General features: G+C 70.0%; 14 protein-coding genes and 1 rRNA gene. 8 read left to right on the top strand and 7 right to left on the bottom strand.

Annotated features, from left to right (window positions below):
• Window positions 1-81: 81 nt before the first annotated feature.
• The 3 genes from ACFY6U_RS16360 to ACFY6U_RS16370 form a co-directional block, all read right to left on the bottom strand.
• Entirely contained in the window at window positions 82-882 is an 801-nt protein-coding gene (locus tag ACFY6U_RS16360) for a transglycosylase SLT domain-containing protein (protein ID WP_390038607.1), read from the bottom strand.
• Window positions 883-1,177: 295 nt separating this feature from the next.
• Window positions 1,178-2,311, bottom strand: a complete 1,134-nt coding sequence (locus tag ACFY6U_RS16365; protein WP_390038609.1) for an S-adenosylmethionine:tRNA ribosyltransferase-isomerase — start codon at window positions 2,309-2,311, stop codon at window positions 1,178-1,180.
• Entirely contained in the window at window positions 2,308-3,003 is a 696-nt protein-coding gene (locus ACFY6U_RS16370) for an SDR family NAD(P)-dependent oxidoreductase (RefSeq protein WP_390038611.1), read from the bottom strand. Before ACFY6U_RS16370 ends, ACFY6U_RS16365 begins: the two co-directional genes overlap by 4 nt.
• A 226-nt stretch (window positions 3,004-3,229) precedes the next feature.
• Here ACFY6U_RS16370 and ACFY6U_RS16375 point away from each other — a divergent pair, with 226 nt between their 5' ends.
• The 3 genes from ACFY6U_RS16375 to ACFY6U_RS16385 all read left to right on the top strand — a co-directional run bounded on the left by ACFY6U_RS16375 (window position 3,230) and on the right by ACFY6U_RS16385 (window position 5,428).
• Window positions 3,230-4,375 carry a GAF domain-containing sensor histidine kinase gene (locus ACFY6U_RS16375; protein ID WP_390038613.1) on the top strand — a complete coding sequence of 382 codons (1,146 nt, stop codon included), beginning with the start codon at window positions 3,230-3,232 and terminating at the stop codon, window positions 4,373-4,375.
• Window positions 4,368-5,009, top strand: coding sequence for a response regulator (locus ACFY6U_RS16380; protein WP_390038615.1), 642 nt, complete (start codon window positions 4,368-4,370; stop codon window positions 5,007-5,009). Before ACFY6U_RS16375 ends, ACFY6U_RS16380 begins: the two co-directional genes overlap by 8 nt.
• A gap of 170 nt (window positions 5,010-5,179) precedes the next feature.
• Window positions 5,180-5,428: a chaplin gene (locus ACFY6U_RS16385; protein ID WP_351498536.1), complete on the top strand. Its 249-nt coding sequence runs from the start codon at window positions 5,180-5,182 to the stop codon at window positions 5,426-5,428.
• A 178-nt stretch (window positions 5,429-5,606) separates the two neighbouring features.
• Here the strand turns inward: ACFY6U_RS16385 and ACFY6U_RS16390 are convergent, their stop codons facing one another.
• Window positions 5,607-6,392, bottom strand: a complete 786-nt coding sequence (locus ACFY6U_RS16390; protein ID WP_390038617.1) for a hypothetical protein — start codon at window positions 6,390-6,392, stop codon at window positions 5,607-5,609.
• Window positions 6,393-6,542: 150 nt separating this feature from the next.
• Between ACFY6U_RS16390 and ACFY6U_RS16395 the strand changes: the two genes are divergently transcribed.
• The 3 genes from ACFY6U_RS16395 (at window position 6,543) to ACFY6U_RS16405 (ending at window position 8,915) form a co-directional block, all read left to right on the top strand.
• Window positions 6,543-7,334, top strand: a complete 792-nt coding sequence (locus ACFY6U_RS16395) for an ABC transporter ATP-binding protein (RefSeq protein ID WP_351502746.1) — start codon at window positions 6,543-6,545, stop codon at window positions 7,332-7,334.
• A gap of 71 nt (window positions 7,335-7,405) precedes the next feature.
• A complete protein-coding gene (locus ACFY6U_RS16400) occupies window positions 7,406-7,840 on the top strand; it encodes an NfeD family protein (RefSeq protein WP_390038619.1) in 435 nt (144 codons plus the stop codon).
• Window positions 7,841-7,970: 130 nt separating this feature from the next.
• Window positions 7,971-8,915: an SPFH domain-containing protein gene (locus ACFY6U_RS16405; RefSeq protein WP_351502744.1), complete on the top strand. Its 945-nt coding sequence runs from the start codon at window positions 7,971-7,973 to the stop codon at window positions 8,913-8,915.
• Window positions 8,916-9,022: 107 nt separating this feature from the next.
• Here the strand turns inward: ACFY6U_RS16405 and ACFY6U_RS16410 are convergent, their stop codons facing one another.
• From ACFY6U_RS16410 to ACFY6U_RS16420, 3 genes are all read right to left on the bottom strand, one after another.
• Window positions 9,023-9,535, bottom strand: a complete 513-nt coding sequence (locus ACFY6U_RS16410) for an HNH endonuclease (protein ID WP_390038620.1) — start codon at window positions 9,533-9,535, stop codon at window positions 9,023-9,025.
• A 167-nt stretch (window positions 9,536-9,702) separates the two neighbouring features.
• Window positions 9,703-10,242 (bottom strand): YbhB/YbcL family Raf kinase inhibitor-like protein, encoded by a 540-nt coding sequence (locus tag ACFY6U_RS16415; protein ID WP_351502742.1) that lies wholly within the window; start codon window positions 10,240-10,242, stop codon window positions 9,703-9,705.
• Between the two features lie 65 nt (window positions 10,243-10,307).
• Entirely contained in the window at window positions 10,308-11,090 is a 783-nt protein-coding gene (locus ACFY6U_RS16420; protein ID WP_390038622.1) for a sporulation protein, read from the bottom strand.
• Window positions 11,091-11,239: 149 nt separating this feature from the next.
• Here ACFY6U_RS16420 and ACFY6U_RS16425 point away from each other — a divergent pair, with 149 nt between their 5' ends.
• Window positions 11,240-11,890 (top strand): DNA-3-methyladenine glycosylase, encoded by a 651-nt coding sequence (locus ACFY6U_RS16425; protein ID WP_390038624.1) that lies wholly within the window; start codon window positions 11,240-11,242, stop codon window positions 11,888-11,890.
• A 508-nt stretch (window positions 11,891-12,398) separates the two neighbouring features.
• Window positions 12,399-12,612, top strand: a 16S ribosomal RNA gene (locus ACFY6U_RS16430); the annotation flags it as partial.

The following is a 12,612-nucleotide window of genomic DNA, read 5'->3' on the forward strand; positions in this document are numbered from 1 at the left end:
GCGGTCCGTACGACGCCGAAGGGCGGCACCCGCAGTGGGGTGCCGCCCTTCGGCGTGTGTGTGCCGAGGCCCGCGCCTGCCTCAGTACGCGCTGTTGACGTTGTCGATCGAGCCGTAGCGGTGCGCCGCGTAGTTGGCGGCGGCGGTGATGTTGGCGACCGGGTCGTAGATGTTCCAGGACGTGCCGGAGACGTGGTACGTCGAGAAGGTCGGCGGGATGACCTGCAGCAGGCCCTTGGACGGGATGCCGTTGATGGCGTTGATGTCCCAGTTGTTGATGGCGTTCGGGTTGCCGGAGGACTCCCGCATGATGTTGCGGTGCAGGCCGCTGTAGGAGCCCGGGATGCCCTTGGCGTTCATGATGTCGAGGGCCTGGCGGATCCAGCCGTCGAGGTTGTTGGCGTAGGTCTTCGCGGCGACCTGCTGGATCTGTGGGCGCTGCGCGGACCGGCTGGCGGCCTGCTGGGCGGCGCGCTTGGCGGCGGCCTTCTTGACGGCGGCGACGTGCTTCACGTGGGCCGCGTGGACGTGCTTCACGTGAGCCGTGTGGGCCTTCTTCACGTGGGCGACATGGGCCGCGTGGACCTTCTTCACGTGAGCCACGTGCCGCTGGTGGGCGGAGGCCGGCTTCTTCTTGGCGGCGATGGCCTCGACCTTGACGTTCTGCAGGGCCAGCTGGTCCGTGACCTTGCCCGTGACGTCCTTGATCTGCTCGGTGCCGTAGGCCACCTTGGCGGCGGTCTGGGGGGTACCGGACGCGATCGTCTCGGCGCTGCTGGGCACGGCCGAGAAGGCGAGGGCGGCGGCGCCGAGCGTGGCGACTCCGGCGAGCGCGATCTTGTGGTGCTTGGTCAGCGTGGGACTGTGGGCGTGCTTGGGCATGGGAGTGGACCTCTTCGAATAGCGCGGAGGTCGCTCGTTGTCCGCGGGGGAGACCGGCTCCTCCTGCACGAGCACCGGAGGGAACCCGCGGTGCTGAGCGACGGCAGCCATTCTTAGCGGCCGCAAAATGCCGTGGCAAAGGTGTGACGTACGATCCCCGGTAGTGGAGCCCGGATGGGCAAATCGGGACAGACTGGAACGTCTGCCCCGTTCGCGCCGTGACTGTTTATCTCCTATGTCCGTTCGTACGTGATGTGCGCCCTATGTGCGGCCTCACATCGGCCACACGCGAATCTCACCAGGAGTTGCTGGCGCAACGCTCTGCGTGAGGGCCCTCCTCCGGGAGGATGAGGTGCACGTCGCCGAACTCGTGCCACAGGTAGAGCGCGCGCAGCGCCTCCTCGTAGCTGCGGTCGACCGCGGGCCGCCCGGCGACCGCCTCCAGCATCAGCAGATGCGAGGCCTCCGGCTCGTGCAGCCCGGTCAGCAGCCCGTCCACCACCCGCACCCCGCGCTCCGGCGTCACGACCAGCTCCGTCCACCCTTCGGCCGCCCGCACCACCCCGTCGGCCCCGGCGGCCGTCTCCACGGCCCGCACGGCTGTCGTCCCCACCGCGACGACCCGCCCGCCCGCCCGTCGCCCATCACCACCCTTCCGAGGAAGCGCTTCGCGCCTTTCTTGATTCGCCTTCGCGTTGTTGATCAGCCGCGCCGACGCCTCCGGCACCGCGAAACGTTCCGCGTACGGCGGCTCGTGCGCCTCCCCCGACGACACCCCGGTATGCAGCGTGACCGGCGCGAACTGAACCCCGCGGCTCACCAGCTCCGCCACCAGCCGCGCGGTGAAGGGCCGGGCCGCACTCGGCATCTCCGCGCTCCCCGCCCCGTCCGCCGACGGCAGCGCGAACACCGTCTGGTAGACGGACAACGGCTGGTCCCGCTCCGTATAGGAGTAACGGATGGGCCGCCCGTGCTCCCGCAGTACCCCGCGTACGTCCGCGGAGGCCCGCGCCCACCACAGCCGCTCGCCCCGCGCGCTCAGCGGCTCCTCCAGGACCAGCCGCCCGCCCCCGGGCAGCCGCACCTCACTCCCCGCACGCGTACCCGCACGCGCGCGGGTGGTCCCCTTCCCGTCCGGTTCCCGCAGCTCGACCGCCCACCGGCCGTCGTCCCCGCGCGTGGAGAAGTGCACCACCACGCGCGCGTGCCCGACCCGCCCGTCCACGGCGGCCGCCAGCGTCGGCGAGGTGTTCACCACCAGCAGGTCCCCGGCCCGCAGCAGGCACGGCAGCTCCGCGAAGGCATGATGCGACACCGCCGTCCCGCGCGACACCAGCAGCCGTACGGCGTCCCGCTCAAGACCCGGCCCGCGCTGCTCGGCCGGCACCCGCGCGGACAGCTCCTCGGGTACCCGCACCACCGTCGTCATCGCCCCTCCACCAGGGCAGGCGCCCCGTACCGCCCACTCGCCGGCCGCTCGTCCAGGAGCCGTAGGAAGGCCGGTACGACGCTCACCGGTGCCGGCCGCGGACCGTCGTCGTCCGGTACGGCCGCCGCGTACAGGTCGGTCGCCATGTCCCCGGGATCCACCGCCCACACCCGCAGCCCCGGCTCCTCCACACCGAGCACCGCCGCCAGCTGGTCCAGGGCCGCCTTCGAGGCGCCGTAGCCGCCCCAGGTCTCGTACGCCTCGGCGCCCGCGTCCGAGCTGACCGCGACCACCGCGCCCGCCGCCGACTCCCGCAGCAGCGGCAGCGCCTCCTGGACCAGGCCCAGCGCGGCCACCACGTTCACCTCCAGCGCCCGGCGCAGCCCCGCCAGGGGCAGCTCGCCCAGGCGCACCAGCGGCTCGGCGCCCAGCGCGCTGGCGTTGCTCACCAGCAGGTCCACCCCGCCCAGCTCCCGCGCCGCGGCCACCAGGCCGGCCCGGTGCCCGGCGTCCGTGACATCGCCGGACAGCGCCGTCACCCGCGTCCCGTGCCCCGCGACGGACTCCGCCGTCTCCTTCAGTACCCCGGCCCCCCTGGCGTCCAGCACCAGATCCCAGCCGCGCGCGGCCAGCGCCTCCGCCAGCGCCCGCCCCAGCCCCCTCGAGGCCCCCGTGATGATCGCTACCGGCATGACAACCGTCCCCTCGGCTCCGTCCGCCCGCGTCGGCGGTGATCCCAACGTAGGAACCGGACCACCCCGGCCGCCTCGGACGCGGGCCGCAACCGGGCGGGGTCCTTCGGACTAAGCCGCCGGTCCGGGACTCGCGGCCTAGGTCCTGCGGCCTACGGCCGGCGGTCCAGGCCCTGCCGCCATCGGCCCGATCCGCACTGTCGGACCCCGCCGGTACCGTGAGGACATGAGTCATGGTCCCCGGTCCGGCCTGGCGGCGGTCAGTTCCGCGCTGCTGGCCATGAGCAGGCATCTGGAGGTGCGCGACGTCCTCAAGACGATTGTCGCCTCCGCCCGTGAGCTGCTCGACGCCCAGTACGCCGCGCTGGGGGTCCCCGACGACCACGGCGGCTTCGCCCAGTTCGTCGTCGACGGCGTCACCGACACCCAGTGGAAGGCCATCGGCCCGCTCCCGCGCCAGCACGGCATCCTCGCGGCGATGCTGCGCGAGGCGAAGGTCGAGCGGCTGGCCGACGTCCGCACGGACCCCCGCTTCGAGGGCTGGCCCTCCGCCCACCCCGAGATGTCCGACTTCCTGGGGCTGCCGATCCGGGACGGCGACGAGGTCATCGGCGCCCTGTTCCTCGCCAACAAGAACTGCCCGAAACCGGAGGGCGGCTGCGGCTTCACCGCCGAGGACGAGGAACTCCTCTCCATCCTCGCCCAGCACGCGGCCATCGCCCTCACCAACGCCCGCCTCTACGAGCGCAGCCGCGAGCTGACCATCGCCGAGGAGCGCTCCCGGCTCGCCCACGAGCTGCACGACGCGGTGAGCCAGAAGCTCTTCTCGCTCCGCCTGACCGCCCAGGCCGCCGCCGCCCTGGTCGACCGCGATCCCTCCCGCGCCAAGGGCGAGTTGCAGCAGGTGGCCGTGCTCGCCGCCGAGGCCGTCGACGAACTGCGCGCAGCCGTCGTGGAGTTGCGCCCCGCCGCCCTCGACGAGGACGGCCTGCTCGCCACCCTGCGCACCCAGGTCCAGGTCCTCGACCGCGCCCACACCGCGCGCGTGACCTTCGCCGCCGGCGGATTCCGCGCCCTGCCCGCCGCCCAGGAGGAGGCTCTGCTCCGGGTGGCCCAGGAGGCCCTGCACAACGCGCTCAGACACTCCGGGGCCGAGCATGTCGACGTGACGGTGAACCGGCGTGGCGGCGGAGCCGTCCTGAGGGTCACGGACGACGGCAGCGGCTTCGACCCGCTCCTCACCCGGCGCGCCGGACGCCACCTCGGCCTGGTCTCCATGCGGGACCGGGCGAGCGGCGTCGGCGGCACGCTGACCGTGGAATCGGCGCCCGGCAAGGGCACCACGATCGAGATGGAGGTCCCCGGTGGCTGACGCGATCCGGGTGCTGCTGGTCGACGACCACCAGGTCGTCCGCCGGGGCCTGCGCACCTTCCTGGAGGTCCAGGACGACATCGAGGTCGTCGGCGAGGCCGCCGACGGCGCGGAGGGGGTCGAGCGCGCCCAGGAGCTGACCCCCGACGTCGTCCTCATGGACGTCAAGATGCCCGGCCTGGACGGTGTGGCGGCGCTGCGCAGGCTCCGCGAACTCGACAACCCCGCGCGCGTGCTGATCGTCACCAGCTTCACCGAGCAGCGCACGGTGGTCCCGGCCCTGCGCGCGGGCGCCGCCGGATACGTCTACAAGGACGTCGATCCCGACGCGCTCGCCGCCGCCATCCGCTCGGTGCACGCCGGGCACGTCCTGCTCCAGCCCGAGGTGGCCGGCGTCCTGCTCTCCCAGGAGGAGGCCAACTCCGGCCAGGGCAGGGGTGGTTCGCTCACCGAGCGGGAGCGGGAGGTACTGGGGCTGATCGCCGACGGCCGCTCCAACCGGGAGATAGCGCGTGCCCTGGTGCTGTCCGAGAAGACCGTCAAGACACACGTCTCGAACATCCTGATGAAACTCGACCTCGCCGACCGCACCCAGGCCGCCCTGTGGGCCGTTCGCCACGGCGTGACCGGCTGAAACGTCCTCCGCAACGCTTCACCGACGGCAACCTGGAGGGTCGTCCTACGGGCTGAGATTCATACCGTCGTGGGAATGTCACCCGGACGGCGCATCCTCCGTCGGCCGCCGCCGTTCTTCAGTGCGTGCCGCGGCGACCGCCGTGGCGATCGCCAAGGAGGGCTCAAGAAGTGAAGAACCTGAAGAAGGCAGCGGCCGTGACGATGGTGGCCGGCGGGATCGTGGCCGCTGGTGCCGGACTGGCCTCCGCCCACACCGGCGGCGCCACCGCGGCCGGCGAGGCCCATGGTTCTCCGGGCGTCGTCTCGGGCAACGTCATCCAGGCCCCGGTGCACGTCCCGGTCAACGTCGTCGGGAACAGCATCAACGTCATCGGCGTGCTGAACCCCGCCTTCGGCAACCTCGGCCTCAACCACTGAGACCGCGACCTCCGGCCTTCCGGACGCCCCGGAAGGCCGGTCGGCTTGCCGCGGTCGGGCAGCGCCCCGAAGGGGTGCTGGGGGTACCCCGGCCGAAGGCCGGGGGAGGAACTGCGCGACCAACCACGACGGCGCCGCAGACGTCTGACGACATCCAGCGGCACTTACAGCAGAGCGCTCAGCGCCCCCGCTCACGCTCCTCCACAACGGAGTTGTACGCCGCGACCTGCGCCCGCCGCGCCGTCCGCTCCACCGGCCGCAGCGCCAGCGACCGCGCCGCCATCTCCGCCGCGCTCACCGCCCCGCCGTGCCCGTTGTCGTGGGCCAGCGAGATCAGCAGCCCCACCCGCTGCGCCAGCTCCAGCACCCGCACCGCCCGCGGCGGATACCCAGGGGCCAGCACCTCCCGGCCCCGCTCCGCGCGCGCCCGGTACGCGTCGATCGCCGCTTCCGCCACCGGTCCGGACCCGGCGACGTCCAGCTTCGACAGCACCTCAGTCGCGTCCCGCAGCGCCTCGGCCAGCTCCCGCTCCGCCTCGCCGAGCGACGGCACGTCGGCCGGCGGCGCCTCCCGCACCGGCAGCACATGCCAGACCGCCTCGACATGTACATCGCCGGCCGGCCCGGCCTCGTACACCTCCGGCACCAGCCCGAACGCGGCGCCGTGGCAGATCACCGCCTCCTCCGCCTCCAGCGCCCGCGCATTGAACTCCGGCGGCCCGCTCAGCCCCAGCGGATGCCCCGACGCCGGCAGCGCGACCCGCAGCCCTGTCGTCCCCAGCGTCCGCAGCCGCCCCAGCGCCAGCGTGAGCCCGACCGGAGCGGACTCACCGGGCAGCCCCTCCACCCGGTGCACCGCGTCCTCGCCGACGATGGCGAGCACGGCGTCATCCGGAGAGACAAGTCCGGCCAAAAGGGCATTTCCCCACGCGGCGAGGCGTCCTGAACGCGGTTCCGAGAGCATGCCCCCACCCTAAGGACAGGACCGATGGAATGGAGTGGCGCACTCGTGGCGTAGATTTCATAAGGGCCGCGCCCACCGGCGCCGCCGCCCGGGCCACAGGCGTACGCGACAGCCGAGAACGGCGACACTGCAAGGGGAGACAACGCGCTCATGAGCGATGTTCTGGAGCTTCAGGACGTATCCGTGGTCCGGGAGGGCCGGGCTCTGGTGGACCAGGTCTCCTGGTCGGTGAAGGAGGGCGAGCGCTGGGTCATCCTCGGCCCCAACGGCGCCGGCAAGACCACCCTCCTCAACGTCGCGTCCAGCTACCTCTTCCCCAGCAAGGGCACCGCCACCGTCCTCGGCGACACACTCGGCAAGGTCGACGTCTTCGACCTGCGCCCGCGCATCGGCATGGCCGGCATCGCGATGGCCGAGAAGCTCCCCAAGCGCCAGACCGTCCTGGAGACCGTGCTCACCGCCGCCTACGGCATGACCGCCCACTGGCAGGAGGAGTACGACGAGGTCGACGAGCAGCGCGCCCGTGCCTTCCTCGACCGCCTCGGCATGACCGACTACGTGGACCGGAAGTTCGGCACCCTCTCCGAGGGCGAGCGCAAGCGCACCCTGATCGCCCGCGCCCTGATGACCGACCCCGAACTGCTCCTCCTCGACGAACCCGCCGCCGGCCTCGACCTCGGCGGCCGCGAGGACCTGGTCCGCCGCCTCGGCCGGCTCGCCCGCGACCCGATCGCCCCCTCCATGATCATGGTCACCCACCATGTCGAGGAGATCGCCCCCGGCTTCACCCACGTCCTGATGATCCGCCAGGGCAAGGTCCTCACCGCCGGCCCGCTGGAGCTCGAACTCACCTCCCGCAACCTCTCCCTCTGCTTCGGCCTCCCGCTCGTCGTCGAGCAGCTCGGCGACCGCTGGACCGCCCACGGACTGCCCCTGTCCTGACCGGATCTGACGGGCCCTGACCCGGCACAGCGCACTGTCGTGGTCGGCACCCCCGGCCCTACCATGACTGTGTGAACAGCATCGACGCATGGGTGTGGTGGCTCGTCGTCGCGGCGGCGCTCGGAATTCCGCTCGTGGTGACCGCGATGCCGGAGTTCGGCATGTTCGCGGTCGGCGCCGTGGCCGCCGCCGGTACCGCCGGACTGGGCGCGGGCACCGTGTTCCAGGTACTCGTCTTCGTCGTCGTCTCGGTCGCGCTGATCGCCGTCGTACGGCCCATCGCGAACCGGCACGCCGCCCAGCGCCCGCAACTCGCCACCGGCGTGGATGCGTTGAAGGGCAGACAGGCCGTCGTACTCGAACGCGTCGACGGCGGCGCGGACGGACGGATCAAGCTCGCAGGGGAGATCTGGTCGGCGCGCGCCCTCGACCCGGACCGTGCCTACGAAGTGGGGCAGGAAGTCGACGTCGTGGAGATCGAGGGGGCCACCGCGATCGTCATCTGACCTCGTAAGACTCAACTGAACAGAAGAGTCCCCGAGTTGCGCGTGCGTCTGTCAGACTCATCCAGCAAGATCTTCAACAACCATAAGATCTGCCGAAGCGCCGAGGCGGAGAAGGGTACGGGGAGCGACGATGGAACCGGTCATCATCGTCCTGGTCATTCTGGTGGTGTTGGTCTTCATCGCCCTGATCAAGACGATCCAAGTCATCCCACAGGCGAGCGCCGCCATCGTCGAGCGCTTCGGCCGCTACACACGGACCCTGAACGCGGGCCTCAACATCGTGGTCCCGTTCATCGACACCATCCGCAACCGCATCGACCTGCGTGAACAGGTCGTACCGTTCCCGCCGCAGCCGGTGATCACCCAGGACAACCTGGTCGTGAACATCGACACGGTCATCTACTACCAGGTCACGGACGCCCGCGCGGCCACCTACGAGGTCGCCAGCTACATCCAGGCCATCGAGCAGCTCACGGTCACCACGCTCCGCAACATCATCGGCGGCATGGACCTGGAGCGCACCCTGACCTCCCGCGAGGAGATCAACGCGGCCCTGCGCGGCGTCCTCGACGAGGCCACCGGCAAGTGGGGCATCCGCGTCAACCGCGTCGAACTCAAGGCGATCGAGCCGCCGACCTCCATCCAGGACTCGATGGAGAAGCAGATGCGCGCCGACCGTGACAAGCGCGCCGCGATCCTCACCGCGGAAGGCACCCGCCAGGCCGCGATCCTCACCGCCGAGGGCGAGAAGCAGTCCCAGATCCTGCGCGCCGAGGGTGAGGCCAAGGCGGCGGCGCTCCGCGCGGAGGGCGAGGCCCAGGCGGTCCGCACGGTCTTCGAGGCCATCCACGCCGGCGACCCGGACCAGAAGCTCCTCTCCTACCAGTACCTCCAGATGCTCCCGAAGATCGCCGAGGGCGACGCCAACAAACTCTGGATCGTCCCCAGCGAAATCGGCGACGCTCTCAAGGGTCTCTCCGGCGCGATGGGCAACTTCGGCCCCCTGGGCGGCGGTTCCAACGGCGGCGGCAACGTCCCGGCCCAGGAGCGCCGCGAGAAGCCGAACATCGACTGACGGTTCTGGAAAACAAAGGTTCCCCGCACCCCGGTAAGGGGCGCGGGGAACTGCGCGACAAGCCACAGCGCGGCCCAGCCGCACGACGGGCCCGGCCAGGCACACGACTAGGCGGCGGCCACATCCCCCGAAAGCCACTCAGGCAACGCCGCCAGATCCTCGGCCCCCATGGCCAACAGCATCGCATCCTGCGGCGAAGGCTCGAACGGCTTCCGAAGCAACGGCATCTGCGCCTGCTCCGGCGTCCGGTCCGCCTTCCGGTGATTGTCCTCCGCGCAGGACGCCACCGTGTTCAGCCAGGAGTCCGCGCCCCCCTGAGCCCGCGGTACCACGTGGTCCACGGTCGTCGCCCGCTTCCCGCAGTACGCGCACCGGTGCCGGTCCCTGACCAGCACCCCCCGCCGCGACCACGGCGCCTGTCTCCGAAAGGGCACCCGCACATACCTGCACAGCCTTATGACCCGAGGCGCAGGTATGTCCACCTCGGCACCGCGCATGCGCAGCTCGGGGTGGGCCTGCTCGACGACGGCCTTGTCCTGGAGCACCAGAACGACGGCGCGGTTCAACGTCACCGTAGACAGCGGCTCGAAGCTCGCGTTCAGCACCAGCGTGTCACGCATCCAGCCCACCTCCCATGTGCACCGTGCCCACCGCCGGCGGGCTTGGATCAACTCTGGACGGGCGCGCCGAGATGGACAACGCAATAAAAACTGCCCGCCCCTGATCACTTCCATGACCAGGGGCGGGCAAACGTTCAATGAACGCTCAGCTGATTTCGCGCGCTGCGTCAGCCCTGCTCGGGGTTCTCGTACTCCCCGATGAGCTGCGCACGCGCGATCGCGTGGAACCGCAGGTTGAACCCGACGACGGCAGGCGACACATCGGCGTCCGGACCGAGCTTCTCCTGGTCCACCGCGTACACCGTGAAGACGTACCGGTGCGGCCCGTCCCCGGGCGGCGGCGCGGCACCGCCGAAGTCCTTCGACCCGTAGTCGTTGCGCACCTGCACCGCGCCCTCGGGCAGCCCCTCGAACTTGCCGCTGCCCGCGCCCGCCGGCAGCTCGGTCACCGAGACCGGGATGTCGAACACGACCCAGTGCCAGAACCCGCTGCCCGTCGGGGCGTCCGGGTCGTAACAGGTCACAGCGAAGCTCTTGGTCCCGGCCGGGAAGCCCTCCCACCGCAGCTGCGGCGAGGTGTTGCCCTTGGCGTAGACCTGAGCGTCCTTGAGCGTCGCCCCTTCCTCGATGTCCTCGCTCGTCACCGTGAACGACGGGACGGGCGGGTGGAAGTCATGGGGGAGAGGCCGCCGCTTGAGCTCGGTCACCTCGGTACCTCCTGATCGATACTGATCGATTACGGACCCCGTCACGGAATCCGCGGTTCCCGAGCCTAGAACCAGTTGCGCTTGCTGCCGACCTCGGACAGCCACTGGTTGAGATAAGCCGCCCAGTCGGTCCCGTGGAAGTCGTGCAGACCCACCTGGAACGAGCGGAAGGTGTCACTGCCCTCGCTGAACAGCCCCGGCTTCTTGTCCATTTCGAGGATGACGTCCATGGCGTGCGCGTCCGCCACGAAGCTCAGCTCGACCTGGTTCAGCCCCCGGTACTGGGACGGCGGGTGGAACTCGACCTCCTGGTAGAACGGCAGGGTCTGCCGCGTCCCTCGGATGTGCCCCTTCTCCAGGTCCGCGTTCTTGAACCGGAAGCCCAGCTGGATGAAGGCGTCCAGGATCGCCTTCTGCGCCGGCAGCGGATGCACGTTGATCGGGTCCAGGTCACCGGAGTCGACGGCACGCGCGATCTCCAGCTCGGTGGTCACCCCGATGTGCATCCCGCGCAGCGCCTGCCCGTCGATCATCGTGACGGGCGTCTCCCACGGAATCTCCAGCCCGAACGGCACCGCGTGCACGGCCCCGGCCTGCAGCTCGAAGGCACCGCCGAGCCGCGCCTTGCCGAAGCCGATGTTCTGCTTGTACTCCTCGTCGCCGCTCTCCACCTCGACCCGCGCCTGGAGCCCCACGGAGAGTCCCTGGATCTCCTGGTTCACCGAGCCGCCCTGGATCCGCACCTCGCCCTGGACGACGCCGCCCGGTACGACGTTCACCTCGGTGAGCACCGTCTCGACGGACGCCCCGCCGGCCCCCAGGCTCGCGAGCAGCTTCTTGAACCCCATGACTCTCCTCTACTACCTACTACGTACGGACGGATCCTTGATCCCTACAAACGCGTTCCGGTCCCGACCGGTTCCGGCTCACACCCTGGCAAGCTGACGAATCCTTGACCAGCCCTTGGCGTCCTCGGTCTGGACTAGGCTCGGACGCCATGATCGCGCCCCCGGACCGTACGCCACTCCCCAGAAGCTTCTTCGACCGCCCTGTACTGGAGGTCGCTCCCGACCTCCTCGGCCGCGTCCTCGTCCGCACCACCCCGGACGGTCCGATCGCGGTGCGCCTCACAGAGGTGGAGGCGTACGACGGCCCGAACGACCCCGGTTCGCACGCCTATCGCGGCCGCACCCCCCGCAACGAGGTGATGTTCGGTCCACCCGGACACGTGTACGTCTACTTCACCTACGGCATGTGGTTCTGCATGAACCTCGTCTGCGGTCCCGAGGGCACCGCGTGCGCGGTCCTGCTCCGCGCCGGCGAGATCGTCGAGGGCGCCGAGCTCGCCCGTAAACGTCGGCTTTCGGCCCGATATGACAGAGAACTGGCCAAAGGGCCGGCCCGCCTGGCCACCGCTCTGGGCGTGGACCGGGCCCTGGACGGCACGGACGCGTGTGCCGTCGGCGAGACCCCGCTGCGGATACTGACCGGCGTCCCCGTCCCCTCCGACCAGGTACGCAACGGTCCGCGCACCGGAGTGGCCGGCGAGGGCGGCAACGGCGACGTCCATCCCTGGCGCTACTGGATCGCCAACGACCCCACCGTGAGCCCCTATCGGGCCCATGCGCCGAGGCGCCGCTCAAGTTGACGCGTCCCTGGAAGGTGCGTAATGTAGCCCGAGCCGCTTGAACCGGGTACGGCAATCGCCAGCAGCCGGAAGCGGCCACCCACTACCTACGACTTCCCCTGACGGGGTCGATTTCGGCGTGCCTGCATGCCCGAATTCGAGCTCGCGGAACTCGATTATGAGTCCCGGCGGGAATCGGCTAACGTAGTGAATGTCGAAAGGCTGACGGGCGAAAGCCGGAAAGCCTCAAGACAATCCCGCCGACCGGGAATCGGACGCCGAAAGGATCTGATAGAGTCGGAAACACCGAAGGGAAGCCCGGAGGAAAGCCCGAGAGGGTGAGTACAAAGGAAGCGACCGTTCCTTGAGAACTCAACAGCGTGCCAAAAGTCAACGCCAGATATGTTGATACCCCGTCTCTCTGAGACGAGGTTCCTTTGAAGAAAACACAGCGAGGACGCTGTGTGCGAGAGGATCATTCCTCCTCTCGCACCGCTCTCGTGGTGTTGCACCGGATTACCGGTAAACATTCACGGAGAGTTTGATCCTGGCTCAGGACGAACGCTGGCGGCGTGCTTAACACATGCAAGTCGAACGATGAACCACTTCGGTGGGGATTAGTGGCGAACGGGTGAGTAACACGTGGGCAATCTGCCCTTCACTCTGGGACAAGCCCTGGAAACGGGGTCTAATACCGGATATGAGCCTGGGAGGCATCTCCCGGGTTGTAAAGCTCCGGCGGT

Source organism: Streptomyces sp. NPDC013157, assembly GCF_042899865.1.
Classification (GTDB): Bacteria; Actinomycetota; Actinomycetes; order Streptomycetales; family Streptomycetaceae; genus Streptomyces.